Origin of the sequence: Nonomuraea sp. NPDC050663, assembly GCF_044456985.1 — a bacterium.
In the GTDB taxonomy this organism is placed as follows: Bacteria; Actinomycetota; Actinomycetes; order Streptosporangiales; family Streptosporangiaceae; genus Nonomuraea.
Window position 1 is genome coordinate 34,087 of sequence record NZ_JBITGL010000031.1, and the last position, 26,659, is coordinate 60,745.

23 protein-coding genes are annotated in these 26,659 nt (G+C 73.1%); 1 reads left to right on the forward strand and 22 read right to left on the reverse strand.

Going from position 1 to position 26,659, the window contains the following annotated elements; genetic code table 11:
• Positions 1-9: 9 nt before the first annotated feature.
• A complete protein-coding gene (locus ACIBH1_RS47570) occupies positions 10-591 on the forward strand; it encodes a GNAT family N-acetyltransferase (protein WP_397320755.1) in 582 nt (193 codons plus the stop codon).
• Here ACIBH1_RS47570 and ACIBH1_RS47575 read toward each other — a convergent pair.
• The 22 genes from ACIBH1_RS47575 to ACIBH1_RS47680 all read right to left on the reverse strand — a co-directional run bounded on the left by ACIBH1_RS47575 (position 527) and on the right by ACIBH1_RS47680 (position 26,389).
• Positions 527-1,567: a class I SAM-dependent methyltransferase gene (locus ACIBH1_RS47575; protein WP_397320756.1), complete on the reverse strand. Its 1,041-nt coding sequence runs from the start codon at positions 1,565-1,567 to the stop codon at positions 527-529. The two genes, ACIBH1_RS47570 and ACIBH1_RS47575, sit on opposite strands and share 65 nt — an antisense overlap.
• A gap of 9 nt (positions 1,568-1,576) precedes the next feature.
• Positions 1,577-2,893 carry an MFS transporter gene (locus ACIBH1_RS47580; RefSeq protein ID WP_397320757.1) on the reverse strand — a complete coding sequence of 439 codons (1,317 nt, stop codon included), beginning with the start codon at positions 2,891-2,893 and terminating at the stop codon, positions 1,577-1,579.
• Positions 2,881-6,942 (reverse strand): amino acid adenylation domain-containing protein, encoded by a 4,062-nt coding sequence (locus tag ACIBH1_RS47585; RefSeq protein WP_397320758.1) that lies wholly within the window; start codon positions 6,940-6,942, stop codon positions 2,881-2,883. Before ACIBH1_RS47585 ends, ACIBH1_RS47580 begins: the two co-directional genes overlap by 13 nt.
• The gene (locus ACIBH1_RS47590) at positions 6,939-7,583 is read right to left on the reverse strand and encodes a DUF6875 domain-containing protein (RefSeq protein ID WP_397320759.1); all 645 of its coding nucleotides are present in this window, start codon (positions 7,581-7,583) and stop codon (positions 6,939-6,941) included. Before ACIBH1_RS47590 ends, ACIBH1_RS47585 begins: the two co-directional genes overlap by 4 nt.
• Positions 7,580-8,878, reverse strand: a complete 1,299-nt coding sequence (locus ACIBH1_RS47595; protein ID WP_397320760.1) for an FAD-dependent oxidoreductase — start codon at positions 8,876-8,878, stop codon at positions 7,580-7,582. Before ACIBH1_RS47595 ends, ACIBH1_RS47590 begins: the two co-directional genes overlap by 4 nt.
• Positions 8,871-9,131: an acyl carrier protein gene (locus ACIBH1_RS47600; RefSeq protein WP_397320761.1), complete on the reverse strand. Its 261-nt coding sequence runs from the start codon at positions 9,129-9,131 to the stop codon at positions 8,871-8,873. Before ACIBH1_RS47600 ends, ACIBH1_RS47595 begins: the two co-directional genes overlap by 8 nt.
• Positions 9,128-10,237 carry a 2-oxo acid dehydrogenase subunit E2 gene (locus ACIBH1_RS47605; protein WP_397320762.1) on the reverse strand — a complete coding sequence of 370 codons (1,110 nt, stop codon included), beginning with the start codon at positions 10,235-10,237 and terminating at the stop codon, positions 9,128-9,130. Before ACIBH1_RS47605 ends, ACIBH1_RS47600 begins: the two co-directional genes overlap by 4 nt.
• Positions 10,230-11,195: an alpha-ketoacid dehydrogenase subunit beta gene (locus ACIBH1_RS47610; RefSeq protein WP_397320763.1), complete on the reverse strand. Its 966-nt coding sequence runs from the start codon at positions 11,193-11,195 to the stop codon at positions 10,230-10,232. The genes ACIBH1_RS47605 and ACIBH1_RS47610 overlap by 8 nt, the downstream gene beginning before the upstream one ends.
• Positions 11,192-12,067: a thiamine pyrophosphate-dependent dehydrogenase E1 component subunit alpha gene (locus ACIBH1_RS47615; protein ID WP_397320764.1), complete on the reverse strand. Its 876-nt coding sequence runs from the start codon at positions 12,065-12,067 to the stop codon at positions 11,192-11,194. Before ACIBH1_RS47615 ends, ACIBH1_RS47610 begins: the two co-directional genes overlap by 4 nt.
• Positions 12,048-13,487 (reverse strand): condensation domain-containing protein, encoded by a 1,440-nt coding sequence (locus tag ACIBH1_RS47620; protein ID WP_397320765.1) that lies wholly within the window; start codon positions 13,485-13,487, stop codon positions 12,048-12,050. Before ACIBH1_RS47620 ends, ACIBH1_RS47615 begins: the two co-directional genes overlap by 20 nt.
• Positions 13,484-14,932 (reverse strand): class I adenylate-forming enzyme family protein, encoded by a 1,449-nt coding sequence (locus tag ACIBH1_RS47625; RefSeq protein ID WP_397320766.1) that lies wholly within the window; start codon positions 14,930-14,932, stop codon positions 13,484-13,486. Before ACIBH1_RS47625 ends, ACIBH1_RS47620 begins: the two co-directional genes overlap by 4 nt.
• Positions 14,929-16,335: a hypothetical protein gene (locus ACIBH1_RS47630; RefSeq protein ID WP_397320767.1), complete on the reverse strand. Its 1,407-nt coding sequence runs from the start codon at positions 16,333-16,335 to the stop codon at positions 14,929-14,931. Before ACIBH1_RS47630 ends, ACIBH1_RS47625 begins: the two co-directional genes overlap by 4 nt.
• A complete protein-coding gene (locus ACIBH1_RS47635) occupies positions 16,332-16,772 on the reverse strand; it encodes a S26 family signal peptidase (protein WP_397320768.1) in 441 nt (146 codons plus the stop codon). Before ACIBH1_RS47635 ends, ACIBH1_RS47630 begins: the two co-directional genes overlap by 4 nt.
• On the reverse strand, positions 16,769-18,493 hold the full coding sequence (locus ACIBH1_RS47640) for an ABC transporter ATP-binding protein (RefSeq protein WP_397320769.1): 1,725 nt from the start codon (positions 18,491-18,493) through the stop codon (positions 16,769-16,771). The genes ACIBH1_RS47635 and ACIBH1_RS47640 overlap by 4 nt, the downstream gene beginning before the upstream one ends.
• Before the next feature lie 101 nt (positions 18,494-18,594).
• On the reverse strand, positions 18,595-19,095 hold the full coding sequence (locus tag ACIBH1_RS47645) for a TlpA family protein disulfide reductase (protein ID WP_397320770.1): 501 nt from the start codon (positions 19,093-19,095) through the stop codon (positions 18,595-18,597).
• A complete protein-coding gene (locus ACIBH1_RS47650; protein ID WP_397320772.1) occupies positions 19,095-19,601 on the reverse strand; it encodes a MauE/DoxX family redox-associated membrane protein in 507 nt (168 codons plus the stop codon). Before ACIBH1_RS47650 ends, ACIBH1_RS47645 begins: the two co-directional genes overlap by 1 nt.
• A 56-nt stretch (positions 19,602-19,657) precedes the next feature.
• The gene (locus ACIBH1_RS47655) at positions 19,658-19,819 is read right to left on the reverse strand and encodes a hypothetical protein (RefSeq protein ID WP_397320773.1); all 162 of its coding nucleotides are present in this window, start codon (positions 19,817-19,819) and stop codon (positions 19,658-19,660) included.
• Positions 19,820-19,916: 97 nt separating this feature from the next.
• Complete coding sequence (locus ACIBH1_RS47660) at positions 19,917-21,464, reverse strand: BTAD domain-containing putative transcriptional regulator (protein WP_397320774.1); 1,548 nt, start codon at positions 21,462-21,464, stop codon at positions 19,917-19,919.
• Positions 21,465-21,576: 112 nt separating this feature from the next.
• Positions 21,577-23,103: a glycoside hydrolase family 13 protein gene (locus ACIBH1_RS47665; RefSeq protein ID WP_397320775.1), complete on the reverse strand. Its 1,527-nt coding sequence runs from the start codon at positions 23,101-23,103 to the stop codon at positions 21,577-21,579.
• Positions 23,104-23,105: 2 nt separating this feature from the next.
• On the reverse strand, positions 23,106-24,068 hold the full coding sequence (locus ACIBH1_RS47670) for a carbohydrate ABC transporter permease (RefSeq protein ID WP_397320776.1): 963 nt from the start codon (positions 24,066-24,068) through the stop codon (positions 23,106-23,108).
• A complete protein-coding gene (locus ACIBH1_RS47675; protein ID WP_397320777.1) occupies positions 24,068-24,931 on the reverse strand; it encodes a carbohydrate ABC transporter permease in 864 nt (287 codons plus the stop codon). Before ACIBH1_RS47675 ends, ACIBH1_RS47670 begins: the two co-directional genes overlap by 1 nt.
• 63 nt (positions 24,932-24,994) lie before the next feature.
• Positions 24,995-26,389 carry an ABC transporter substrate-binding protein gene (locus tag ACIBH1_RS47680; RefSeq protein ID WP_397320778.1) on the reverse strand — a complete coding sequence of 465 codons (1,395 nt, stop codon included), beginning with the start codon at positions 26,387-26,389 and terminating at the stop codon, positions 24,995-24,997.
• Positions 26,390-26,659 lie beyond the last annotated feature (270 nt).

Sequence of the window (26,659 nt, forward strand, 5' to 3'; positions counted from 1 at the left end):
CATGGGGTCATGACTTCGGTGTGGGTGGGCGAGCGGGTTCGGTTGCGCGGCGCGGAGCCGGGCGACTGGGAGGCGTTCGCCGTCTTCGACGGCTTCTCCGACGACCAGCGCAACGGCTGGCTGGTCACCCCGCCCCGGTCCGCCGAACGGGCGCGGGCGTGGGCCAAGGAGCTGGCCGGGCAGGATCCGGACCTCGACGAGTTCCGGCTGGTCATCGCGGACGCGCACGACGACACGCCGGTCGGCATGATCAACACTCACCACGCCGACCGCGTGAACGGCACGTTCGGGTACGGCATCGCGGTCGGCAACCCGCACCAGCGCAGGGGCTATGCCCGCGAGGCGATCGCCCTGCTCCTGCGCTACATGTTCGGCGAGCGGCGTTTCCAGAAGTGCGACATCGAGGTCTACGCCTCGAACGAGGGCTCGCTGAAGCTCCACGGCGCGCTGGGATTCGTCACCGAGGGCCGCCGCAGGCGCAGCAGGTACGCGGCGGGCCGCTACGAGGACGTGGTGTTGCTGGGGATCACGGCCGAGGAGTTCCAGGAGGCAGATCGGCGATCAGGAGCCGGTGGGCCGGCGACCGGGTGAGGTCAGCGACGGCCGGCTCAGCCAGGCCGCACTCCCGCGACCAGGCCGCCAGGTCGGCGAGGGTGTGCAGGGTTCCTCCCTGGGTGTGGTGCAGGTTGAGCGCGAACAGGCGGCTGAACGCGCTGGTCACCGGGTCGGCCGCGCGTTCCGGGTCGCGCTCCAGGATGATCAGGCGGCCGCCGGGGCGCAGCGTCCCGGCGGCGGTGGCCACCAGGGCGCGCGCCTGGGCGGCGGGGAAGCCGTGCAGGAGGTTGAAGAGCAGGACACAGTCCTGGTCCCGGTGCGGCAGCGCGGCTGTGAGGTCGCGGCCCTCGAAGGTGACGCGTTCGTGGAGCTGGGCCTGCTTGGCGGCGGTGATCCCCGCGTCGAGGGCGGCGGGCAGGTCGGCGACCGTGGCGTGCAGGCGGGGGTGGGCGGCGCAGTAGGCGAGGCTGTAGCGGGCGTGGCCGCCGCCGAGGTCGAGCAGGCGCGTGGCATCGGGTGGCGGGGGCGCCAGGGTGACGATCTCGGTGCTGAGCCAGCCGGCCTGGCCGTACAGGATGGTCTCGAAGCGGGAGCGGGCCTCGGGGCGGTCGCCGAGCCAGGTGTAGAAGTCGGCGCCGCGCTCGCCGCTGCGCACCGACTCGGTCAGGCCGCCCCACAACTGGCCGGTCATCTCGTGCCAGAACAGCAGGCTGTCGCCGTACCAGTCGAGGGTTCCGGCGAGCGGCGTGCGGCGGTAGCGGGGGCCTTCACGGGCGAGGTAGCCGGTCGCGACCAGCACGTCGAGCAGGAGGGCGAGGGCTGCGGGGTCGGCGCGGAGGGTGCGCGCGAGGGCGGGCGCGTCGGCGGGGGCGCTCAGGGCGGCGAAGACGCCCAGGCGCAGCGCCGCGGCGACGGCGTGCACGGTCATGGCGCCGACCACGTCGAGGTGCGCGCCGGGCGCGCGGCCGTCGAGGTAGGGCGCGGCGTCGTCGGGGGTCAGGGGCAGGGGCATCGGGTTCTCTCAGGACGTGGGAGACGAGACGGAAGCGGGCAGGCGCGGACGGGCGGGTGCGTCGAGGCGGCGTAGCTTCGGCAGCAGCAACGTCGCCGCCCCCGCCACGAGCAGCAGCGCCCCGTCGGCGAGGAAGACCAGCGCGATGCCCCTCCCCTCCCCCGTGCCGAGCACCCCGCCGAGCACCCCGGCCAGGGCCCCGCCGGGCAGGAGCGCGGGCGCCATCACGTGCTCGGCCAGCGGGGCCGCGATGAGGTACCCCAGCGGCACGGCGGCTTGGCTGACCGTCCTGGCGCTGGCCAGCACCCGCCCTTGCGCCGAGGCCTCCGTACGGCTCTGCAGCACGGTGGTCAGGCAGGCGTTCACCACGGGAATCGTGAACAGGAACACGGGCGCCACCACCGCGATCAGCAGCACGGAGGGCCGCAGCGCGTGCCCGGCCAGGGCGACGGAACCGAGCAGCATGAACACCCCGGCCCCGGCGACCTTGCGCCGCGGCCCGCCCCAGGCGCCCATGACCAGGCTCCCGGCGAACAGCCCAGCCCCGCCGGCGAACACCAGCAGGCCGAGCGTCGCGGGCGTGGTGAACGACAGGATGAGCGGCCTGATCAGCACCCCGGCGACGGCGAACACGAAGTTGAACGCCGCGAACGCCGCGACCAGCGGCAGCAGCCCGCCGGCCCGCAGCCGGGCGAAGCCGAAGGTCAGGTCGGCCCCGAGCGAGGGCGGCACGGCGTCTGCGGCGGGACGCAGGATCGACCGCGGCAGCCGGGTCGACGCGACCACGCACGCGACGACGGCGAACGACAGCAGGTCGAGCAGGAACACCCCGCGCAGCCCCACCGCCTCCATCAGCGTCCCGGCCAGCACGGGGGCGGCGATCTGCAGCGCGAACGTGGTCTGCAGCAGCCCGTTGGCCCGGCCGAGGTGGCGTTCGGGCACGAGCAGGGGCGTCATCGCCTGGTAGACGGTCAGGTGGAAGGTGCCGCAGACGGCGGCGACCACGGTGGCCGGGTAGACGTGCCAGACCTGCAGGTGCCCGGTGTGCGCCAGGGCGGCCAGCACCAGGGTGACGGCCGCCGCCCCTCCGTCGGCCAGGAGCAGCACGGCGCGGCGGTCGAAGCGGTCGACGATCACCCCGGCGAACGGGGTGATCAGCAGGCCAGGCAGGGTGGCGCAGAGCATGTTCAGCGCGAACTGCGTCTCCGAGCCGGACTCCTGGTAGACCCAGACGCTCAGCACGAACGCGGTCAGGCTGGAGCCGATCACCGACACCAGCTCGGCCGTCCAGATCCCGGCGAAGCGCCGCGCGCTCAGCCCCGGCATGACGGGACCCGTTCCAGGAGGCCGTCGGCGGCGAACCGCTCGACGGCGAGGGCGAGCAGGTCGCGGGCCGAGGGCGGGCCGGGCAGACCGGTGGCGGCCCTGATGGCGGCCCTGGTGGCGGCCCTGGTGGCGCGGCAGTCGAAGCGGGGGCGTTCCGCCAGGGGCGGCTCGTCGGTGAACGACGGCATCAGGGGGGTGACGGCCAGGTCGGTACGGTTCCGGGCGGCGGCCAGCCAGGTGCGCCAGGGGACGAGGTCGACGGGCGCGCCCGCCTCGGTGAGGACGGCGGCGATCTCCGGGTAGCCGATCGTCAGCTCGTTGAAGTGGTGCAGCGTGGCGGGGGCGCCGGCAAGCGCGTGCCGTACGACGGCCTGGGCCAGGTGGTCGGCGGGCAACAGGTCCTCCTCGTGTGCCAGGTCGGGGACGAGACCGAGCTGGGCCGACGCGATGATCATGCGGGCCAGGTGGTCGCCTGGACTCCACCGGCCGGTGCGGCTGTGCGGTCCCACGCGGGCGGGCCGGTGCAGGGTGACGGGCAGGCCCCGCTCCCTGGCGGTGAGCGCCAGCCGCTCGCCCGCCCACCGGCTCAGGTAGTAGTCGCCCGACCGGGGTCGCGCCGGAACGCTGCGCTCGGTGACGGTGCCGGGGTGGCCGAGGAACACGCCCAGGGTCGAGACGGCGTGCACGGGGGTGACCGGCCCGGTCGCGGCCAGGCGCAGGATCCCGGCCGTCCCGGTGACGTTCACCGCGCGCAGCCGCCCGTACGGCAGGACGAAGCTGACCTGCCTGGCCAGATGGATGATGAGGTCCGTCTCCTCGGCCAGCTCGTCGAACGCCGAGGGCGGCAGGCCGAGCAGCGGGCGGGTCAGGTCGCCGCGCACCCCTCCGGTGCCGTCGGGGGTGAGGCACCGCACCTGGAGGCCGTCGTGGCGCGACAGCTCCTCCAGGACGTGCGGGCCGAGGAAGCCGGTGGCGCCGGTGAGCAGGATCCGGCGCGGACGTCCCGTACGGCGGGGCCCCGGTTCGATGTCGGCGGGCAGCACCAGGTCGGCGGCGAGCGCGGCCCGGTCCGCCGAGGTGTCCGCCGAGGTGTCCGCCGGGGTGTCCGCCGGGGTCAGGGATGCGGCCAGCGCCGCCAGGTCGCGGGCGGCGAACAGCGCCGCGATCGGCGGCCGCACCCCCAGCTCCCTCTCGACGTCGGCCACCACGGAGGCCGCCAGCAGCGAGTGCCCGCCGGCCTCGAAGAACCCGTCGTGCCTGCCCACCCGTTCCACCCCGATCCGCCGCTCCCAGATCCGGGCCAGCGTCTGCTCGACCGGTCCGGACGGCGGCTCGTAGGCGGCGGCCCCCAGCACGGGTGCGGGCAGCGCCGCCTCGTCGACCTTGCCGTGGGCGGTCAGCGGGATCGTGTCCATCCACACGAACGCCGAGGGCACCAGGTGGCCGGGCAACCGTTCGCGCAGGAAGTCGCGCAGGTCGCCGGCGGGCCGCCCGGTGACGTAGGCGATCAGCAGCTCGTCGCGGGCGACGACAGCCGACTCCCGCACGGCCGGGTGGGCGGCGAGCGCCGACTCCACCTCTCCTGGCTCGATGCGACGTCCGCGCAGCTTGATCTGCCGGTCGGCGCGTCCCAGAAAGTGCAGCACGCCGTCGGCGTCCTGCCTGACCAGGTCGCCGGTGCGATACATGAGCCCGCCGGCGAAGGGGTCGGGCACGAAGGCGGCGCGCGTGAGCTCGGGGCCGCCGACGTAGCCTCTGGCCAGGCACGGCCCGCCCAGGTGCAGCTCGCCGCGCACCCCGGTGGGCACGCGCCTGCCGTGGCGGTCGAGGACGTGGGCGCGCACGTGCGGCAGCGGGCGGCCGATGGGCAGGGAGACGGGCGTGTCGCCGCCGTCGACGGTCCGGTGCACGGTCGCGCAGACCGTCGCCTCGGTGGGGCCGTAGTGGTTGTAGAACGCGATCTTCCCGCCGGTCCTGCGTGCCCAGGCGCGCAGGGAGTCGATCGGCACCCGCTCGCCGCCGACCATCATGGTGGTCACCGGCCAGTCGGCGGGGACGGGGCCGAGCTCCTCCGTCCACTTCCGCCACAACGCGGAGGCGGTGTCGACCGCGGTGACGCCGTACCGGGCGCAGAAGGCGACCAGTCCAGGGCCGTCGAGCTCGGCGGGATCGGGGTGCACGACGAGGGCCGCGCCGCCGGTGAGCGCGGGGAACAGGTCGCCCGCCGAGGCGTCGAAGGTCAGCGGCGGGATCATGAGCACGCGCTGGCCAGGGGCGAAGCAGTCGTGCACGTCACGGAAGGCCTCGGTCAGGCGGGCGAGGCTGTCGTGACCCACGGCGACGCCCTTGGGGCGGCCGGTGGAGCCCGAGGTGTAGATCACGTACGCGAGGTCGGAGGCCACGCGGGGCGGCGGGTGCTCGGCCTCGTGATCGCCGACGGTGATCTCGGTCCCGATGACGGCGCGGCATCCGGCGTCGGCGACGAGCCCGGCCAGCCGCGCCGCCGGTTGCCCGGGATCCAGCGGCACGTAGGCGCCGCCCGCCTTGAGCACGCCCAGGATGGCGACCAGCGCGTCGGGGCCGGCGGGCAGGACGACCGCGACCGTCTCGCCCGTGGTGACCCCGAGCGCCCGCAGCCGGTGGGCCAGGTGGTTGGCGCGCCGCTCCAGCGTCCCGTAGGTGAGCGTGATGCCGTCTCCGATCAGCGCGGGCGCTCCGGGGTCGGCGGCGGCGCGCCGGGCGACCTGCTCGTGCACCGGCTCGACCGCGGGGAAGGGCCCCTGGGCTGGGGCGATGTGCGTTCGGGGGAAGGTGAGCTCCCCCAGCCGCCTGTCCCTGTCCCCCGTCAGCGCCCCGAGCACGCTCACCAGGTGGTCGGCCATCGTGGCCACCGTCGCCTCGTCGAACAGCCCGGCCGCGTAGTCGAGCGCCAGCGTGCCCGTGGCGCCCAGCGAGGCCACCACGGTCAGGTCGAACCGGGCGACGGGCGGCGCGGGCAGGTCGTAGGGCACGACCTCCAGCCCCGGCACGTCGCGCACGCCCTCTCCCGGCAGGTCGACGACGAGCATCGCCTGGAACAGCGGGTTGTGCCGCCGGTCCCTGGCCACACCCGACAGCTCCACGACCTCGTCGAACGGCAGCCGCCGGTGCGTCAGCGCGCCCAGCACGGTGCGCCGCACCCGGCTGACCAGCTCGCCGAGCGTGGGGTCGCCGGTGAGGTCGGCGCGGAGGGCGAGGGTGTTGACGAACATGCCGACCGCGCCGGGATGCTCGCGGTTGCTGACCGGGCTGCCGACGACCACGTCCTCCTCGTCGGCGAACCGCCCGAGCACGACCGCCACGGCGGCCAGCATCAGCATGAACGCGCTGGCCCTGGTCTCCTTGACGGCCACGGCCAGCCCGTCGACGAGCTCCTGCGGCAGCCGGAGGGTGTGGCGGGCGCCGGGCGAGCCGGGCCGGTCCTGGCGGGGCCGGTCGAGCGGCAGGTCCAGGACGGCGGGCGCACCGGCGAGCCGTTCCCGCCAGTAGGCACGTGCCTGGGTCAGGTCGCCGGTCCCGGGCGACACCTCGGGCGGCGGGGGCAACGCCTCGCCCCCGTAGAGCCGGTACAGCTCGTCGACCAGCACCTCCAGCGAGGGCCCGTCGCACGCGAGGTGATGGGCGGCCAGCGCCAGGACGTGCTCCTTCTCGCCCAGGGGCACGAGCAGCACCCGAACCAGCGGCGCCCTGCCGAGCGAGAACGGCTCGGCCACGAAGGCGTCGACCAGTTCCCTGGCCCGCTCCTGCGTGGCGGGCGGCGCGACCTCGAAGGGCACGTCCACGCGGGAGCGCACCCGGCCTTCCGGCCTGCCGTCCACCCCGGCGACGACGGCCGTGCGCAGCGCCGGATGGCGTTCCACCAGCGTGCCCACGGCCTGCCCGAGCAGTGGCACGTCGAGCTCGCCCGACAGCCGGTGTGCCGCCCACACCAGGTAGGCCTCCCCGCCCAGCCCGGCCTGCTGCAGGAACCACAGGCGTTCCTGCTCCGGGCTCAGAACGACGGTCGTCACCGTTCTGCCACCGCCTCTCGCAGGTGCTCAGGAACGCGCCGTTGTCGCGCCTCGCCGTGCAGCCGCCGGTAGGCGAGCAGGTGGGCGGCGTCTCCCGCCAGGAAGGGCAGGTCGGTGGCGACCATGTGCCTGATGACCAGCATCGGCACGGGCGCGGCCAGCGGGCGCAGGTCGGGGTTCCACAGGCCGCCCTTGTCCGGCGGCCCCGGGTGGAACTCGCCGATCATCAGCCCGTCGGGCACGTAGTCGTCCTTCAGCTCCTGCTGCGCGCCGTCGATGAGGCCGAGCCGGTCGCCCGCGTCGGGGAAGAGCACCAGGACCGCCGTGTGCAGGGAGTCGGGTTTCTCGCGCGGGGCGAGCTCGGCGAACCAGGCCCGGTACGGCTCCAGCGCGCGCACCACCTCGGCGACCGACGACGGGACGCCGGGCCGTACCGCCAGGTAGAACCGGGCGCGGTCGATGGAGCCCTGCGCGTACGGGCAGACGGGGCCGCGACGGCCCAGTTCGGGGTGCGGGCGGCACAGGAACTCGCGCGCCCACGCGGCCACCCGCGCGGCGGCGTCCCTGTACGGCTCGGCCAGTTCCTCCAGCGCGCCCACGTCGACCAGGCGCAGGGCGGGGTCGTCGGGATGGACGATCACGTCCTGGCCGCCCTTCCGCGCATGAGCGCCGCCCTTCCGCGCATGAGCAGGGCGGCGCCCGCCAGGAGTCCCGCCCCGGCGGCGGCGCGCAGCACGGCGTCCTGGCGGCGGGCCCGGCGCAGCGCGTCGCCGTACGGCATGGTGGTGTGCGAGATCATCGTGTAGAGCGGCTGCCAGTGGCGGGGCAAGAGCCGGTTGAGGACCACGTCGGCGTGCTTGCGCGCCAGGTGCAGCGGCGAGCGCAGCCGGTCGCGCAGCTCCAGGAAGTTGTCGGCCGACAGGTCGGCGAGCACGTCGGTGTGCGGTTTGCGCAGGCGCTGGTAGTCGGCGAAGGCGGCCAGGCGGTCGCCCGGATGGCGGGCCAGGCACTCCTCCAGGACCACGCAGTCCTCCAGCGAGGAGTTCATGCCCTGGCCGTAGAAGGGGTAGACGGCGTGGCAGGCGTCGCCGACGAGGACCAGGCGGTCGGCGTGGTGCCAGCTCGTGGACCTGACGGTGGTCAGCTGGCCGGCCGGCCCTGCGGCGAACTGCCCGGCCAGGTCGGGCACGAGCTCCGTCGAGCCGGGGAAGACCCGCTCGAAGAAGGCCTCGACGGCGCGGCGGCCGGACAGGCCGGCGATGACGTCGTGGGGCAGGAAGGCGGTGCAGGTCAGCGAGCCGTCGAGGTTGGGGTGGGCGACCATGAGCGCGCCCTGGCCAGGCCAGACGTGCAGCGCCTGCAGCCGGTCGGTCTCTGGCAGGTGCAGCTCCTTGTACCCCCATTCGAGCACGTCGGTGCGCACGCCGCCGGGCACCGCCCGCCGTACCAGGGAGGAGACTCCGTCGGCGCCGACGACGAAGTCGGCCTCCACGCGTCCCCGGCCGGAGACGGTGATCGCGGGCGCCTCCCTGTCGATGCCGCTGACCTGGGCGTCGAAGAAGAAGCGCACGCCGGGCTGCTTCTCGGCCTGGTCGATGAGGATCGAGCTGAGCGCGTCGCGGCGGATCGAGTAGAGGATCTGGCCGGGGTCACGGCCGTACGGCTGGAAGAAGGGCGGGCCGGAGGGCGGGTGCACCATGCGTCCGCGCATCGGCACCGACACGGCTCTGACACGCTCCCACAGTCCGGCCAGCCGCAACGCGCGGATGCCGCGCGCCGACAGTCCCAGATTGATCGAGCGGCCCTCCTCGCATCCGATCGCGCGCGGGTCGCCCCGCCGCTCGTAGACCTCCACCCGGTGGCCGCGACGGGCCAGGAACAGCGCCAGCAGCGAGCCCGCCAGGCCAGCGCCCACGATCGCCACCCGGTCAGCCATGGCCGGCCCCCGAGGTCTCGAGCTCCAGGAGGGCGGCCAGCGCGTCCAGGTCCTCGGGGAAGCGGCCGTCGAGGATCACGTCGAACTCGCACTCCACGGCGTCCACCAGCCTGACCATGGCGATCGAGTCGACCCCCATGGCCAGGAACGAGCAGTCGGCCGCCATGATGTCGTCGGCGCTCAGCCGTCCTTCGCAACATCGCGACAGGGCTTGGGCCAGCCACTGGCGCATCACGTGGTCGGTAGTCGTCACGTCAGAGCCTCCTTGAGCGCGCCGAGGAACGACGCGGCCTCTCGTCCGTTGATCAAGCGGTGGTCGTAGGCCAGGCCGATGTGCGCGATGGTCCGGGCCGCGATGGTGCCGTCCGGCAGCACCACGGGTTCCGGCCGGGGAGCGGTGACCGCCAGCGCGCAGGCGTGGCCGGGGAAGACGAAGGGGATGGCGAGCATCACCTCGGCCTCGGTGTGCAGGGTGACGGCGATGGTGGCGCCGTCGAGGTCCTCGGCGCGGAAGGTCCCGCTCGCGGCGGCGAGCCTGAGCTCGGTCAGGCGTACGGCGATGCGGGCCAGGTCGGAGGTGTCGTGGACGACGGGCACGAACAGGCCGTGGCCGAGGTCCAGGGTGACGCCCACCTGGGGCGCCGGCGCGAGGACGGCTCTGTCGCCGTCGAGCGTGGCGAAGAACAGCGGGAAGGCGGGATGCAGGCCCGCGACGGCGTGGACGAACAGCTCGGCCAGGCCGACGGGGCGGCGCACTTCGCGGGTGAGACGGGTGGCACGCTGGAGCGCGGCGCCGAGGTCCATGCGGACGACGGCGTACGCGGCGGGGATGGTGGCGTGCGACAGGGCGACGGCCCTGCCGACGGCCTGCTGCACGCGCGACAGCGTGATCGCGGGGGCGGCGGCGAGCAGGCCTTCGATGTCGGCGCGGCGGACGACGGGCACGTCGAGCCCGCGCACCTGCTCGTCGGTGAGGCCGCGCTCGGCCATGAGCGCGCGGGCGGGCTCGGTGATCACCGGGCCGCCGGCGGCCGGGAGCGGGGCCTGCGCGACGGCGGGGGCGCCCTGGGCCATCACGGAGGCGGGCGTCGAGGCGGGCGTTCCGTGGGCCGTCACGGCGGGGGCTGCGTGGGCCGTCACGGCGGCGATCACCTGGCCGGGTGTCACCGTGGTCCCGGCCGCGACCGCGTGCCGCACGAAGCCCGCGGCCGGGCTCTCCAGCTCCTCGGCGGTCTTGGACGTCTCGACCACGACGAGCGGCTCGCCCTCCTCGACCTCGCTCCCGTCGCCCGCCAGCCACTCCACGACCAGGTAGTCGGCGTCGTTGGAGTTGAGTCTCGGCACCCTGATGTCAGTCACGCAGCGCCCCCTTCACGGCCTCGCGGATGTCGCCGGCGTCCACGATCACTTCGCGTTCCAGGTGCGCGGCGGCGGGGATGACGCTGTCTCTGGAGCTGACCTGGGTGACCGGCCGGCGCAGCGAGCCCCACAACCGCCGGTGCAGCACCTGCGCGACCTCGGATCCCCAGGTGCCGCCCGCCGTGCTCTCCTCGACCACGACGACCGCCCGCGCGGCGGGCACGTCGGCGGTGAACGGGTACAGCCGCGACGGCACCACCAGCGTGCAGCTGATCTCCGACTCCAGCAGCAGCGAGCGCATCGCCTCCAGCGCCCTGGGCACCATGCCGCCGGGCGCGACGATCACGCAGTCCGGCCGCTCGTCCAGCCACACCCTGGCCACGCCGCCCTCCGCCTCCCAGCGGAACGGCGCGGGCACGTCGTACATGCGCCGCGTGTAGAGCACCTTGTCCTCGAAGAACAGGCACGGCTGCGCCCGCCCCAGCATCTCGGCGAAGACCGCCCGGTTGTCGTGCAGCGGCGACATCTCGTACAGCGCCAGGCCCGGCATGCCGATGAAGTGCTTCATCGGGCTCTGGCTGTGGGTGGGCCCGTAGCCGCGCCCGCCTCCCGAGGGGCAGCGCACGACCAGGCGCATCGGCACCCGCGAGCCGAACATGGTGACCGACTTGCTGGCGCAGTTGTAGATCTGGTCGAAGGCCAGCGCGACGAAGTCGGCGAACATGATCTCGACGATCGCGGTGTCGCCGGCCAGGGCCAGCCCGGTGGCGATGCCGGTGATGGCGTTCTCGCTGATCGGGGTGCCGAGCACGCGTCCTGGGAAACGTTCCGACAGGCCGCGTGTGATCTTGAAGGCCCCGCCGTACGGGTCGAGGATGTCCTCGCCGAGCAGGTAGGCGTCCGGGTCGTCGCCGAGCACGCCGTGCAGGGCGGCGTTGAGGTTCTCCGCCACTCTCATGCCTCCTCCCGGCGCGCGGGCGGGCGGGCGGAGACCTCCGCGACGACGGCCGCGATCAGCTCGCGCGCCGCCCTGTCCATCGCCTCGAAGCCGCCCGACGCCGCGTGGCGGGCGTGCCAGTCGGGGATGCGGGCCACGTCGGCTGGGTCGCGGGTGTCGTCGCCCTTGCTGTGCGGCCCGCGCCGATGGGTGACGAACTCGGCCACCAGCGGCTCGCCGAGCCGCACTTCGGCGACGAGCGGCTCCAGCGCCTGCCTGATCTCGCCGACCTCCAGCGAGCCGACGGTCACGTGACGCACGCCGAAGGCGGCGGCGCGACCGGCGATGTCGCCCGCCAGGTGCGCGGAGGCGGGTGTGGACTGGGCGATGCCGTTGTGCTCGACCACGACCAGCAACGGCAGCTTCCAGAGCGCGGCGATGTTCAGCGTCTCGTACACGGCGCCCTGTCCCCAGGTGCCGTCGCCGATGTAGGCGCAGGCCAGCGCACCCGGCGAGGTGCGCTTGAGGTGCAGGGCGCTGCCCGCCGCCAGCGGCAGGCTCTCGCCCTGCACGCCCGTCGACAGGTAGCCCTCGCGGCGGATGTGCTGGCTGCCGCCGACGCCGCCGCAGATCGCGCCCTCGCGGCCCATGATCTCGGCCAGCAGGCCGTGGGGGTCGCCGAACCTGGCCAAATAGTGGCCGTGCCCGCGGTGGTTGCTGAACACGTGGTCGCGGGGGCCGAGCAGGGGCGTCAGCGCGACGGGCACGTACTCCTGGCCCAGGCACGTGTGCGTGGTGCCGCCCAGCTCGCCCCGCGCGAACAGGTCGAGCAGCGCCAGCTCGAAGTGCCTGATCATCAGCATCGCCTCCAGATCAGCGGGCGCGCAGTTCATCGAGCACTCCGGCGATGGTGGGATTGTCGAAGAACAGGTCGAGCGGCACCTCGATGCCGAGCTGCCCCTGCATGCGGGCGATGATCTGGGTGACGGTCAGCGAGTGACCGCCGAGGTCGAACAGGTCGTCGTGCACGCCGATCGGCGAGATCTGCAGGACCTCCTCCCAGATGGCGCGCAACCTTCCGGCCAGTTCCTCGTCGACTGGCCCCGCCGCAGCCCGGGGTTCGGGAGCGGCGGCCTGCGCGACGTGCTCCGCCGCCGGTTCGGCCAGCTCGCCGATCGCCACCAGCGGCGTGGCCGCGACCTGCTCCAGTACGGCACGCAGGTGCGCGGCCAGCTCGCCCGCCACGGCGGCGGCACGCGCCGAGCAGCGCAAGCTGGCCGTCAGGACCTGCCCGTCGTCGACGATCTGCAGCTGCAGCTCGCCCCGCACCGCGCCGTTGTGCACCAGCCAGTCCACCCCTGCGGTCCCGTGGTAGGGCTGCCGCCTGCGGTAGCTGAGCGAGACGGGCGCGAGCGCGGCGTGCGGCCGCAGGCCCGGCACCGCGCGGGCCAGCGGCACCTCCCGGTGCCGGTAGATCGCCCGGCATTCGGCGCGCAACGATCCGGCGAAGCGGTGGAAGGGCAGGCCGGCGTCCGGGCGTGACTCGACGGGGAGCTCGTTGACGAACGGGCCGATCACCTCTTCGCTCTCGGGGCGCCGCGTGGACAGGTCCACGGCGGTGCTGACCCGGCTGTTGCCGTACAGGAACAGCAGGGCGTGCAGCGCGGCGAGCGTGGTCTCGAAGACGGTGAGCCCGTCGAGCTCGACCCTGGGCAGCTCGAAGGCCAGGACCTCGCCCGGCCCCGACGCGCGCGAGCTCAGCAGGTGCCCGGCGACCATCACCGGCACCGGCTCGCTCCAGCGCGGCCGCCAGAAGGCGCGGGCCTCGGGCAGGGCCCGCGCCACCCGCTCACGTTCGGCCTCGGCGAGCTCGGCGAAGCCGGCGGCGGGCGGGTCCTGGACCGCGCCGTCGTAGGCGGCCAGCAGGTCGCGCAGCAGCAGGTCCTTGGAGTGCCCGTCGAAGGCGACGTGGTGGGCGGTCACCAGCAGGGTGCGCGGCGCGAACAGGGTGAAGCGCACCAGCGGCCCGGTGCCGAGGTCGAACGGGCGGGCGATGTCGTCCTCGACGCTCTCTCCGGGGCGGGCCACGCGCAGCTCGGGCGGCCTGGTCGCGGGGACCATCACGGCCACGCCGTCCTGCTCGCGCAGGGCGCCGGAGAGCAGCGGGTGGCGCTCGGCCACCGCCGCGCACGCCTTGGCCAGCACGCCGGGGTCGGCCTCGCCGGGTAACTCCACGAGCATCGGCATGTGGTAGGCGGCGCCCGCGCCCCGCATGACCCACATCCCGTGCTGCACGAACGATGCCTGACTCATCCCAACCTCCTGCGGAGCGCGTGCTTGTCGACCTTGCCGCCGGCGTTGCGTGGCAGGCGTTCCAGCTCCACCACGCGTGCCGGCAGCTCGTGCGGGGCCAGCCGTCCTGCCAGGAAGGCCCGCAGATCCTCGGGCGGCAGCGGGGCGCGCAGCACCACCGCGGCGGCCAGCTGCGTGCCGAGAACCGGGTGCGGCACGCCGACCACCGCCGCCTCGACGATGTCGGCGTGCTGGTAGACGGCCTCCTCCACGTGGAGCGTGGAGACCTTGAAGCCGCCCGACTTGACCACGTCGCCCGCCCGGTCGACGAGGTAGAGGTAGCCGTCGGCGTCCATGCGGCCCAGGTCGCCCATGCGGATCCAGCCGTCGCGGAAGACGCCGCGGGTCGACTCGGGGTCGCCGTAGTAGGTGCGCGGTACGGCGGGCGAGCGCAGCCACACCTCGCCCGTCTCGCCCACGGGCAGCGGCTCGCCGTCGGCGGTGGCGATCCTGACCTGGCCGCCCGCGACGGCGCGGCCGACGCTGCCGGGCCTGGCCGGGTCGTACATCATGACGGTCTGGGCGGGGGCGGCCTCGGTCGAGGTGTAGTAGTTGGTGATCGTCGCCCTCGGCAGCGCCGTGGCCAGCCGGGCGCAGACCGCCTCGGGCAGCGGTGCCGCGGCCGAGCCGAGGAGCAGGACGCTCGACAGGTCGAAGCGCCGGTGCGCGCCGGAGTCGAGCAGCTCGACGGCCATCGCTGGGACGACGAAGACGGTGCCTGCGGCGTGGTCCTCGATGAGCCTGGCGAAGCGCACCGGGGTGAAGGCGGGCAGGGTGACCACCGCCGGGTGGGCGTCGAGGGCGTTCATGAGCATGATCTGGCCGGCGTTGGTGCCGATCGGGAAGGCGTGGACGAGGTGCCTGGAGTGGGCGAAGGGGCGCCGCCTGCCGCCCCTGCCCCAGGCGAGGTTGGCGTGGGTCGCCGCCACGCCCTTGGGCCTGCCGGTGGTGCCCGAGGTGTAGAGGATCTGCGCCAGGTCGGCCGGCGAGGGCGGGCTCGGCAGGTCGGCGTCGGCTCCGTCGAGCTCCGCGAGAGATGCTCGCCAGCGGAGCGGTCCAAGCGAACGGAGGCCGTCGTCGTCGTGCAGGAGGGCGGTGGCGCCGCAGTCCCCCAGCAGGCGGGAGAGCTCGGCCTCCCTCAGGTGGGCGGGCAGCGGCACCGCGACGCCGCCCGCGTGGTGCACCGCCAGGAAGGCGACCGCGTAGTCGAGCCAGCCCGCCCCGCCGTACCTCAGGCCGACCCGCTCGCCCGGCCGCAGCCCCCGCGCCACGAGGCCGCGGGCGGCGGCCAGCGCGCGGTCCTGCCACCGGCCGTGGGTGAGCTCGCCGACGCCGTGCAGCACGAGCGCCAGGCCGTCGGGGTTCTCGGCGGCGCGGGCCGCGAGCAGCCGGGTCGTGGTGCTCATCGCGACGCCTCCCCCACGACCAGCTCGGCCAGCCCGCGCAGCATGTCCTCCGCCTGCTCGCCCCAGCCGGTGTCCTCGCGCCAGGCCAGCGTCAGCAGCGCGCCCGCCGGGCTGTGCTGCACGGTCAGCTGGTACTCCGCGCCGTCGCCACGCGGCCGGCGGTGGAACAGGCGCTCCTGCTCGGCCGGGTCCTGGTAGCGGATCGCCTCCTCGTCGAGCGAGCGGCTGTTGGCCAGCGGTCCCACCACCGTGTCGTCGATGTAGTTGAAGCGCGCGTACGCCACCCCGGTCCTGTGGTGGCCGCCGAGCAGCTCGTCGCACATCCGGGTCGACGCGCGCGGGTCGAGGTTGGCGAAGCGGTGCCCGTGCAGCTGCTGCGCGGCGCATCCGTGCAGCTCGTCGCCGAGACCGCCGTCGCCGACGACGACGGGCGCGTGCATGACGGCCTTGCGCACCGAGGCCTTGGCGCCCGCGCTCAGCCGGTTGGCGGTGAACGCGAAGACCCCGGCGGCCGGGGCGTCCTCGGCTCGCCGCACGGTCACGCCGAACGCCGCCAGGTAGACGGAGGCGACCGGCAACCCGCTCGCCGCCGACAGCGCCGCCGCCGCCCGGGCCAGCCGCCCGGAGGCCAGCCTGCACGAGTGGTACGGCTCGGCGGACAGGCCCAGGCCCGCCCGGGGCCTGGCCCGGTAGCCGTCGAGCCGCTCGCGCAGGTCCGTGAGCCTGGCGTGCCAGAACCGCTCCGCCCGCACCTGGTGCGCCCGGCCCTGCGGCGAGGCCTCCCAGCCGGCGGCGTCGATCGGCTGCTCCACCTGGCGCGGGCCGTACGGCTCCAGCCCGGCGGACCGGGCCCTGATCGCGGCGGCCAGGTCGGAGCAGAGCACCCGGATCGCCCAGGCGTCCACGGCCGAGTGGTCGAGCACGAGGGCGATCCTGCGCACCCGGCGCCCGACGGTGAACACGTGCACCCTGACGGGCCACTCGGCAGTCAGGTCGAAGGGGTGCCACGCGGCCTGGCCGAGCTCGCCGCCGTCGCGGTGCACGCGGACGACGTCGGCCAGCCGCTCGTCGACGGCCTGCACGTGCTGGCGCAGCTCCCCCAACGGCTCGTCCGCCCGCACGTGCTGGCGCAGCTCGCCCACCGCCCCGTGCCCTTCCGCCCGCACGTCGGCGGCCGCGTGCCCGGCTTCGCGCACGCCACCAGGCTCGTGGCTGACGATCGTGCGCAGGCCTTCGTGCCTGGCCAGCACGTCGCGCACGGCGGCGATCACGTGGTCGAGCCCCGCGCCGTAGCCGGGCGACACGCACGTCTGGTTGGCCTCGAAGGCGCTGGGCGAACCAGGAGGCACCCACATGAACCACTCGCGCTGCGCCCAGGTCAGCCCGCCGCTGCGCCCGCTCACGGCAACTTCCTGACGACGACGCCGAGCAGATCGGCCAGCGGGAAGTAGCCGTACTGCCGCGAGTCGTCGCTGCCCGGATGGTCGCCGACCAGCACGACCCGCCCCTCCGGCACGGTGTGCTCGCGCGCGCCCGCCAGCGCCGGCACCCGCTCGCGCGGCACCGGATCCCCCGGTACGGCCAGCGCGCGCTTGACCAGCCCGAGCCCCTCCCCGCCGCGCAGCACCGGGGCGGCGCTGGCCATCAGCACGACGTCGCCCGCCCTGACCCGCCCGGCCGCCACCCGGCGCACCAGCACCCGGTCGCCCGGCTCGTAGGTGGGCCGCATGCTGCCGCCGTTGACGGTGACGACGACGAAGCGGCTCCTGATCCACCACAGCAGCCCCACGGGCACAGCCACGAGCAGGGCCGCGGCCAGGGCGATCCACGCCGCGGTCACGGCGTCACCAGCTCGTCGCGGTAGCCCTGCGCCTGCAGGTGGAAGAGCCGGGCGTAGCCGCCGCCCGCTTCCATCAGCTCGTCATGGTGTCCTGATTCCACGATGACCCCCTCGTCCAGGACCGCGATCGTGTCCGCGTGCCGTACGGCGTTGAGCCGGTGGGAGATGAGCAGGCTGGTGCGCCCGGCGCGGTAGCGCAGCATGCGCTCGTGCACGTCGTGCTCGGCCTGCGGGTCGAGCCCGGAGCTGGGCTCGTCGAGGATCATGAGGTCGCGGTCACCGCGCAGGATGGCCCTGGCCAGCGCGACCCGCTGCCACTGGCCGCCCGAGAGCATCACCCCGGCTCCCGTGCCGTCGGCGAAGGTGCGGGTGAGCGGGGTGTCGTAACCCTGGGGCAGGGCCATCAGCTGGTCGTGGACACCCGCGCGTTGCGCGGCGGAGCCGATCCTGGCCGGGTCGCCGTGGGCGGTGAGGTCGCCGACCGCGATGTTGTCGGAGGCGCTGAAGTCGTAGCCCATGTGGTCCTGGAAGACGGCGCTGATGCGCCCGCGCAGCTCGGCCGGGTCCAGCTCGCGCACGTCCACACCGTTCCACAGGATCGTGCCCCTGGTCGGGTCGTAGAGGCGGCACAGCAGCTTGACCAGCGTCGACTTGCCCGCGCCGTTCAGGCCGACGAGGGCCACGGCCCGGCCGGTCGGGATGGTGAGGTTCACCCCGCGCAGCACCCAGGGGTGTTCGTCGCTGTAGCGGAACCAGACGTCGCGCAGCTCGATGCCCTGTCCTCCGGCCGGGACCGCGGCGGGGGCGCCGGGCAGCGGCAGGTCGGGCTCGGCCGTGACGACGGCGGTGTGGTGACCGAAGATGATCAGCTGCTGGTGGGTGTCGGCGGCCGAACGCACCAGGGTGGAGGCCGCCACCTGGGTGCTGGCCACGGCGGCCAGCAGCAGCGAGACGTCGCCCACGGTCAGCTCGCCGCGCCGCGCCGCGAGGACCGCCCAGACCAGCCCGGTGCCCGCGGCCAACGCGCCGAGCAGGCCCAGGCCGCCCTGGGCGGCCAGCTCCTTGCGGTCCATCGCCCGCTGTCCCGCGTTCGCCCGGTCCCGCTCGCCGAGCATGCGCCCGCGCAGGAACGGTCCCAGGCCGAACAGCCTGATCTCCTTGGCGGCCTCCACGCTGCCCAGGAGCTGGCTGTAGAAGATCTCCTTGCGCTGGTTGGGCGTGATGCGCCAGAGCATCGCCGCGCGCCCGCGCGACAACGTCAGCTCCGCCCACAACGCCGGCACCGCCGCGACCGCCACGACCAGCGCCAGCAGCGGGCTGATCACCAGCAGCGCGGCCAGGAAGCCGGCGAGCGTCACCGCCGCCCTGGCCATGCCGAACGCGCCGGACACGAACTGCCCCGAGGTGCTCGCCCCCTGCTGGGCCAGCCGCAGCCGGTCCAGGAAGGCGGGATCCTCGAAGGGCGCCAGCCCCACGAACCGGTCGAGCGCGGTGAACAGCCGGTCGAGCGCGCGCAGCCCCACCCGCCTGCCCAGCTCGGCCGACAGGTAGCGGGTCAGCTGCGGCGCCGTCGCCGTGGCCAGCCCGGTGGCGGCCATGCCGAGCGCGGGCCACAGGATGTCGCCCCCGGCCGCCAGCGTGTCGAGCGTCAGCTTCAGCATCCACGCGGCCACCACCGGGGCCGCCGCCTCCGCCAGCGTCACCAGCAGGAAGGCCGCCACTCCGCCTGGCGCCGCGGCCCAGATCAGCCGCGCCGCTTCGGCGGCGGCGTGCCTCGTCCCCGCTGGACTCGTCCCCCCTGGCCTCGTCCCCCCTCGCCCGGTCACGGCCTGGCGCCCGCCCCGGCGGGCCGCTCCAGCGCGGTGAGGCCGTTGCCGCTGCCCAGGACGGTGCCGTCGGGGGCGACCACGAAGAAGGTCGGGAAGACGGTGACCTGGAAGGCCGAGGTCAGGGGGCCGCCCATCTCCTCGACGGCCACCTCGACGTGCCCGGTGATCCGGTCGGTGTACTCCTTGGCCCGCTCCGCGCCGCCGACCACCACGGCCAGGGAGGAGCCTGCGGCGCCCGCGCGCTCCAGGAAGCCCGGCAGCAGGGTGCGGCACGGCTCGCAGCCGGGCGACAGGAAGCCGATCACGCTCTCCTCCGTCGCGCCGGTCAGCTCCGCGTAGCCCGGCACCCGCGTGCCAGGACGCAACGGCGGTGGCGGCGCGGCGGCCTGTTCGGCCAGCAGCTCGGTGTGCTCGCGCAGCCGCCGGACGACTCCCACCGTGAGCAGCAGATTGACCAGGCACAACACGGTCAGCACGACGACGAGATAGACCATCACACACTCCTGGAGACAGGGAGGAACAGCTCGACGAGGTCGTCGAAGAAGATCAGCAGGACCGCCGCGCACCCGCCGGCGAGCACGGCCACCGGCCAGCCCTCCGCGCCCGGCCCCGCGGGATCGCCCGAGGCCAGCCCGGCCAGGGCGAGCACGATCAGCAGCCCGTTGCGCACGACATGCCTGCGGCCCAGCGGCCTGGCGCTCACGCCGAAGCACGGGCACGGCTCGTGGTGCCCGCGCGCCAGTGCCCGCAGCACGACCGCGGCCAGCCCGGCCGACAGCGCCGCGGCCGCCGCGAAACCCCACCGGGCGCTCGCGGGAATCAGCAGCGACAAAGCGGTGAACATTTCGGCCATGACGACGGGAACGGCCCAGCCGGCCATTCCTGGCGCCATCGAGGAAAGGGACGAGCGAAAACCCGGAAAATCGCGCGCCTTACCGGCCACGGCGGCCAGGAAAACAATTCCGAGCGCCCATTGACAACCCGCTGCTACACCATTCATGGCATCCCTCGGGTCTCCGGGGGCGGACCGGCCGCCCGCCCCCGGGAACCCTCACGTCAGCGGCAGACGACGTCGCAGTTCGGGTACTTGCAGCAGTACTGGTACCAGCCGTCCCAGATCTGCTGCCACCAGCAGTACGGGTTGCAGGCGGCGGCCGCTTCCTTCTTCGGCGCCACCATGGAGAGCAGGCGGTCGGCCGCCTTTTCCAACAGTGCCATTTCCGATTTCCTCTCGATCAGGTTCCTGCCGAACCGGAAACGACACTAACGAGGGGGCCGTTATTTCTCATACATTCATCGATGTATGGCCGATGTATCAAGAGAGATGAATGGTCAGGTCTCCGTATTCGAGATGGTCGCCGAGCGCGGACACCGGAAGCAGGGGGTCGGCGACGAGACGGGCGGCGGCGATGCGCAGCGCCAGCGGCAGCCCGCGGCATCGGGCGGCCAGGCGGCGGGCCTCCTCGCGCTCGGCCTCCACCCGTTCCGGTCCGCACAGCCGTACCAGGAGCTCCTCGGCCGCGTCCGGCGGCAGGCGCTCCAGGTGCAGGTGGGCGGCGCCGTCGAGGGCGGCCAGCGGGCGGCGGGCGGTGATGACGACGACGCTGCCGGGGGCGGCGGGCAGCAGCGGCCTGACCTGCGCCTCCTCGGCCGCGTCCTCCAGCAGGATGAGCAGCCGCCGGTTGGCGGTGATCGAGCGGTAGCGGGCGGCGCTCTCGTCCTCGTCGTCGGGGATGCGCCGGTCGGGCACGCCCAGCGAGCGCAGGAAGCCGGCCAGGACCTTGCGCGGCTGTTTCCTGGAGGTCGCGGTGCCGCGCAGGTCGGCGAAGAGCTGGCCGTCGGGGAAGTGCTCGGCCAGCAGGCTCGCCGCGCGCACGGCCAGGACGGACTTGCCGATGCCCGCCGGGCCGTGCAGGACCAGGACGGTGGGCCCGTGGGAGTGCTCGGGACCGCCGATGACGGAGTCGAGCAGGAGGTGCAGCTCCTTGTCGCGGCCGACCAGGACGGAGGTGTCGGCGGGCAGTTCCCGCGGCACCGCGTGCTGGCGCGCACCGGGGTCGGGAGCGGGCGGATGGCGGCTGTCGGCGGGGTGGCGGAGCGGCGGGCCCGGCGGGTGGGTGTCGAGCAGGTCGAGCGCGGGATCCCTGGTGAGCACCGCCTGGTGCATGCGCACCAGCTCGGGACCCGGATCCACGCCCAGGTTCTCTGCCAGCGCGTTCCTGGCCAGCGCGTACCCCGCCAGCGCTCCCCCGATGTCCCCGCTGCGATAGCGCGCCAGGATGAGCTGCGACCACAACCGCTCGCGCAGCGGATGCGTGTCGGTCAGCCGCCGCAGCTCGTCGATCAGCTGCCCGTCGTGCCCGAGCCGCTGCCTGGCCGCGATCCAGTCCTCCAGCACCGCCAGCCGCTGCTCGTCGAGCGCCGCCAGCGGCGCCTCCAGCCCCGCCGAGCGGCTGAGGTCCTCGGCCGCGGCGCCCCGCCACAACGACAGCGCCTCGCCCAGGGTGGCGACCGCCTCGCCGTCGTGACCGGCCGCCAGCGCGGCCCGCCCCCGTCCGGCCAGCTCGCGGAAGGCGGCCAGGTCCAGCTCGTCGTCGCCCACGTGCAGGACGAAGCCGGGCGGGCGGCTCTCGACGCGCTCCCTGAGCAGCTTGCGTAATCGGGACGCGTAGGTGCGGACGTTGGCCACCGCCGACCGGGGCGGCTCGCCCTCCCAGGCCGCCGCCACCAGGCGGTCGACCGGGACGATCCGGTTGGCCTCCAGCAGCAGCGCCGCCAGGACCGTGCGTTGTTTGGCCGGGCCCAGATCGACCGGGCCGGCCTCTGCGTCGACGGTGAGTGATCCCAGGATCCGGAACTTCACGCCGGTACCTCCGACGCGGCTCCTCGCAAGCCGCCTGTCGTGTTGCGCCGGGCAGTTTCGGGTACGGCGGGCGGCACGGGGCAGCCCGCCGTACGCGGGGTGGATCGTGGCCTCAGGCGAGCCACACCGCGGTCTCGGCCGGCAGCGCGTCGCCGTCGAGCGAGCCGCTCGCCAGCAGGAGCCTGCCGTGTGCCGGGAGCCGCACCGGGTCGGGCCCGAAGTTGACCACGCAGGTCAGGCCCGACTCGCGGGTGAAGGCCAGCACCTGGGGGCCGAGGTCCAGCCAGGTGAGCGAGCCGTCGCCGAGGTGCTCGCGCCGGATCGTCAGCGCGGTCCTGTAGAGGTTGAGCATGGAGCCGAGGTCGGCCTCCTGCGTCTCGACGGTGAGCTTGCGCCAGTCGGCCGGCTGGGGCATCCACGTGTCGCCCGCGCCGAAGCCGAACGGCGGCTCCTCCCCCGACCACGGCATCGGCACCCTGCAGCCGTCGCGTCCCGGCACGGTGCCGCCTGAGCGGGTGAACATGGGGTCCTGGCGCAGCTCGTCGGGGATGGCGTCGACCTCGGGCAGGCCGAGCTCCTCGCCCTGGTAGACGTAGATGGAGCCGGGCAGCGCCATGGCGAGCAGCGCGGCCGCGCGGGATCGGCGGTAGCCGAGTTCGAGGTCGGACGGCACGCCGTCACGCCGCTCGCCGTGGTCCCACGACGTCTCGGCCCTGCCGTACCTGGTGACCACGCGCGCCACGTCGTGGTTCGACAGCACCCAGGTGGGCGGCGCGCCGAGCGGGATGTGCGTGGCGAGCGTCTGCTCGATGGAGGCGCGCAGCTTCGCGCAGTCCCACGGAGCGGCCAGGAAGTCGAAGTTGAAGGCGGTGTGCATCTCGTCGGGACGCAGGTAACTGGCGAACCGCTCCTGGTCGGCGAACCAGACCTCGCCGATGAGGATGCGCTGGTCGTACTCGTCGGAGAGCCGCCGCCACGAGCGGTAGATCTCGTGCACCTCGGGCAGGTCGGTGTAGCCGTCGGGGTCGCCGCCGGCGAAGTCCTTGCCCAGCAGCGCCGCGGAGTCGATGCGGATGCCGTCCACGCCCCGGTCGAACCAGAAGCGCAGCACGTCGTGGAACTCCTGGTGAACCTCGGGGTTGGTCCAGTTGAAGTCGGGCTGGCCCGGGTCGAACAGGTGCAGGTACCACTGGCCGTCGTCCACCTGCGACCACGCGGGGCCGCCGAAGATCGACTTCCACTCGTTGGCGGGCTCGTCGGCGAACCAGAACCGGTCGCGCTTGGACGGGTCGCGCAGGGCCTCCTGGAACCACTCGGAAGCCACCGACGAGTGGTTGGGCACCACGTCGATGATCACCTTGATGCCCAGCGCGTGGGCCTCGTTGATGAACTCCTCGGCTTCGGCCAGGGTGCCGAAGTCAGGATGGATGTCGCGGTAGTCGGCCACGTCGTACCCCCCGTCGGCCATGGGCGAGGGATACCAGGGGTTCAGCCAGATGGCGTTCATCCCGAGGTCTGCGATGTACGGCAGGCGTGCGCGCAGCCCGGCCAGGTCCCCCGTCCCGTCGCCGTTTCCGTCGGCGAAGCTACGCAGGTAGACCTGGTAGATCGCGGCTCCCCGCCACCACGTTTCGGGCATGCTCAGCCTTTCAGACTTCCGGCGGTCAGGCCCGCCATGATGTGCCGTTGGAAGAAGAAGAAAACAATGATCGTGGGGATGCTCGCCACGACCAAGCCCGCCATCAGGGCGTTCTGGGTGACCATGTTCGACACCTGCGACAGGCCCACGCTGATCGTCATCGTCTCGTCCTCGGTGAGGACGAGCAGCGGCCAGACGAAGTCACGGAAGGTGGCGACCACGGTGAAGATGGAGACCACGCCGAGGATCGGCCGCGAGACGGGGATGACCACCGAGACCAGGATGCGCAGCGGCCCCGCCCCGTCGATCTGCGCGGCCTCGATCAGCTCGCGCGGGATCGAGTCGAAGAAGCGCTTGAGCAGGAAGATGTTGAACCCGTTGGCGGCCGCGGGGAACCAGATGGCCCAGGGAGTGTTCAGCAGCTCCCAGCCGAAGACCGGCATCTCGACCGCGACCAAATAGGTGGGGATGAGCACCACCATCGGCGGGATCATCAGCGTGGCGAGCATCGCGCCCAGGATGACGTTGCCGAGCACCGGGCGCAGCTTCGACAGGGCGTAGGCGGCGGTGACGTCCACGATCATCGTGAACAGCCAGGCGCCGAGCGCGTAGAAGCCGGTGTTGCGCAACAGCGTGGGCAGGTCGAAAAGCTCCCATGCCTCGACGAAGGCGTCCAGGGAGGGGGCGGCCGGCCACAGCGTGGGCGGCATCTGGGCGATCTCCTCGCCGCTCTTCATCGCGCCCGTGACCATCCAGTAGAGCGGGAAGACGAAGATCAGCGTGAACGAGACCACGACCGCGATCAGCACGGTCCAGTAGATGCGCCGTCCCCAGGGCGAGTTGAGCTGGTGCGGCGAGACGAGCGTGCGCAGATGCGAGGGGATCGGCTTCTTCGGCCTGCGCCGCGGCGTGCCGCGGTGACCGGCCGCCGACGCGTGGCGCGGCTTTGTCATGAGGTCGGACATCACATCTTCTCCTCGCGCGTGAGCCGCAGCTGCACGGCCGCGAACGCCAGCAGGACGAACATGAGCATCATCCCGAGCGCGCCGCCGGCGCCGAAGTTGCCGCCGTAGACGAAGGCGTACTGGTACATCAGGTAGGCCACCGTGACGGTGGCGTTCTCCGGGCCGCCGCCGGTGAGCAGGAAGGGCTCCAGGAACACCTGCATGGTGGCGACGATCTGCAGCATCAGCATGAGCAGCAGGATCAGCCGGGTCTGCGGGATGGTGACGAAGCGGATGCGCTTGAACAGCCCGGCCCCGTCGAGCTCGGCGGCCTCGTACAGATCGCTCGGGATGTTCTGCAGCGCGGCCAGGTAGATCAGCGTGGCGCTGCCCAGGTTCATCCAGGTCGACACGATCACCAGGGAGATCAGCGCGGTGCTGGTGGAGTCGAGCCAGGCCAGACCGGGGATGCCGAACAGGTCGAGGATCTGGTTGAACAGGCCGGGTCCCGGGTCGTAGAACCAGCGGAACAGCAGCACGCCGACGATGGGCGGCAGCATGACCGGCAGGTAGACGACGAACCTGAGGTAGGCACGGCAGTGCCGCAGCTCGTTCAGCACGATGGCCACGACGAACGGCACCACGTATCCGCACAGCAGCGCCAGCCCCGTGAAGGCCAGCGTGTTCAGCCACGCCGTCCCGAACGCCGGGTCCTCGAAGACCGTCCGGAAGTTGTCGAACCCGACCCACTCCGCCTCGGTGACGAAGTTGGTCTGCTGGAAGCTCAGCAGGAACTGGTGGACGATCGGGTACCAGGCGAAGAAGGCGAAGCAGAAGAGCGCCGCGCACATGAAGCCGTAGGCCGTCAGGTTGCGCTTGAGCATGGGAATCTCCAGGAGATCGGCGGGGATGCCGGTCCTCGGGCGGGACCGGCATCCCCGGACTGGCTAGCCCGCCACGCCCGCCTTGCTGAGCAGGGCGTTGACCTTGGTCTCGGCTTCCGCCAGCAACTCGTCGACGTTGGCGTCCTCCCGGCTGAGCACGGCCGACATGGCCACGTCGAGCACGGCGTAGATCTCCTGGGCCATCGGCGGCTCGGGCTTGGGCGTCACGGTGGCGATGCCCTGGTTGTAGCCGGCGTACTGGTCGACCGGCACGGTGGCGTTGGCCTTGCGCAGGTCCTCGATCGCCTGCCCGGTGGGGCTGCCGGCGAAGACGGTGTTGTCGGGCACGCCGACCGCGTTGCCGATCGCCTTGCCGCGCTCGAGGTTGAACTGGCCCTTGCCCGGGGTCAGGAACTGGAACTCGAGCCAGAGCAGACCGGCCTTGATCTGGTCAGGGGTGGCGCGCGGGTGGAACATGAAGCCGCCGCCGCCGATCTGGGCGTGCTTGGCTTCGGGGGCGACGGTCACGCCGTAGTCGGCGAACTGGCCCTTGAATCCGTTGACCACGCCGGGCACGACGTCGGGTGCGCCGAGCATCATGCCGACCTTGCCGGCGCCCATCGGCTGCATGAGCGACTCCCAGCCGATCAGCAGGCGGCTGCCCATGCTCTTGTCGGTCCAGCGCATGTCCTTGAGGTTCTGCAGGACGGCCTTGCCCTCGGGGCTGTTGAAGGCGGCCTTGCCGTCCTTGACCACGTCGCCGCCGCGGGCGTACAGGTGCTGCATGAAGTGCCAGCCGCCGGTCGCGCCGCCGGCGTACTCACCGAAGCCGATGTAGCCGGATCCCAGAGCGGTGATCTTCTTGGCGGCCTCGCGCACCTCGGCCCAGGTCTTGGGCGGGGTGTTGGGGTCGAGACCGGCCTGCTCGAAGAGCTTGCGGTTGTAGACCAGGCCGGTGCCGTAGCCGGCGCTGGGCAGGCCGTAGGTCGCGCCGTCGGCCTGGAAGAGCGACAGGACGTCCTTGTTGACGTCCTTGTAGGTCTTCACCGTCTCGACGTAGGGCGTGATGTCCTGGGCGAGCTTCTGGGAGATGATCTGCGACGTGTTCGTCACGGGAACGAAGAACATGTCCTCGAGCTGACCGCCGGCCAGACGTGCGGGGAACGTCTGCGGGTCGAAGCACGGGAAGTTGTCGGTGCTCTCGAGCGTGATGTGCGGATACATCTTCTGGAATTCGGCGACGTCCTCCTCCCAGGTCTTGCGGTTACGCGGGTCGGTCTTGGGCGGCTTGCAGGCCACCGTGACCGTGACCGGAGCGGCAGCAGCCGCCGGCGCGGTGCCGCCCGCCGTGCTCTGCGCGGAGGGCGACTGTGCTGCCGGGGTCTGCTCGCTGCTGCACCCGGCAGCGGCGAGCGCGAGACCTGCGCTGAGCAGGATCGCGAGGTTACGGGGCTTCATTAAGGCTCCTCCTGAGGTTACGAGCCCGTTTCACGGCGCGTTGGTGCAAGAAACATACAAACGCCTACAGAAGCCAGCAAGACATGGACGTGATCGATGCAAGAAAGTGACAAGACGACGTTTGAGCACAAAAAAGGGCTTCCGGACAGTCCGGAAGCCCTGGGTCGGTGGTTCTGGCTAGGTGTACTGACCACAGAGGTTGAGTACAGGGGATGATCGTTTTGGCATGAGGAAGGGCTTCCGGGTTCGGTGTGGATTGCGACATCTACC

Excerpts from the sequence above, each read along its gene's own strand:
- ACIBH1_RS47570 (WP_397320755.1), top strand. The coding sequence starts at position 10 with ATGACTTCGGTGTGGGTGGGCGAGCGGGTTCGGTTGCGCGGCGCGGAG.
- ACIBH1_RS47575 (WP_397320756.1), bottom strand. The coding sequence starts at position 1,567 with ATGCCCCTGCCCCTGACCCCCGACGACGCCGCGCCCTACCTCGACGGC.
- ACIBH1_RS47580 (WP_397320757.1), bottom strand. The coding sequence starts at position 2,893 with ATGCCGGGGCTGAGCGCGCGGCGCTTCGCCGGGATCTGGACGGCCGAG.
- ACIBH1_RS47595 (WP_397320760.1), bottom strand. The coding sequence starts at position 8,878 with ATGGCTGACCGGGTGGCGATCGTGGGCGCTGGCCTGGCGGGCTCGCTG.
- ACIBH1_RS47610 (WP_397320763.1), bottom strand. The coding sequence starts at position 11,195 with ATGAGAGTGGCGGAGAACCTCAACGCCGCCCTGCACGGCGTGCTCGGC.
- ACIBH1_RS47615 (WP_397320764.1), bottom strand. The coding sequence starts at position 12,067 with ATGAACTGCGCGCCCGCTGATCTGGAGGCGATGCTGATGATCAGGCAC.
- ACIBH1_RS47620 (WP_397320765.1), bottom strand. The coding sequence starts at position 13,487 with ATGAGTCAGGCATCGTTCGTGCAGCACGGGATGTGGGTCATGCGGGGC.
- ACIBH1_RS47625 (WP_397320766.1), bottom strand. The coding sequence starts at position 14,932 with ATGAGCACCACGACCCGGCTGCTCGCGGCCCGCGCCGCCGAGAACCCC.
- ACIBH1_RS47645 (WP_397320770.1), bottom strand. The coding sequence starts at position 19,095 with ATGGTCTATCTCGTCGTCGTGCTGACCGTGTTGTGCCTGGTCAATCTG.
- ACIBH1_RS47650 (WP_397320772.1), bottom strand. The coding sequence starts at position 19,601 with ATGAATGGTGTAGCAGCGGGTTGTCAATGGGCGCTCGGAATTGTTTTC.
- ACIBH1_RS47655 (WP_397320773.1), bottom strand. The coding sequence starts at position 19,819 with ATGGCACTGTTGGAAAAGGCGGCCGACCGCCTGCTCTCCATGGTGGCG.
- ACIBH1_RS47665 (WP_397320775.1), bottom strand. The coding sequence starts at position 23,103 with ATGCCCGAAACGTGGTGGCGGGGAGCCGCGATCTACCAGGTCTACCTG.
- ACIBH1_RS47670 (WP_397320776.1), bottom strand. The coding sequence starts at position 24,068 with ATGTCCGACCTCATGACAAAGCCGCGCCACGCGTCGGCGGCCGGTCAC.
- ACIBH1_RS47675 (WP_397320777.1), bottom strand. The coding sequence starts at position 24,931 with ATGCTCAAGCGCAACCTGACGGCCTACGGCTTCATGTGCGCGGCGCTC.
- ACIBH1_RS47680 (WP_397320778.1), bottom strand. The coding sequence starts at position 26,389 with ATGAAGCCCCGTAACCTCGCGATCCTGCTCAGCGCAGGTCTCGCGCTC.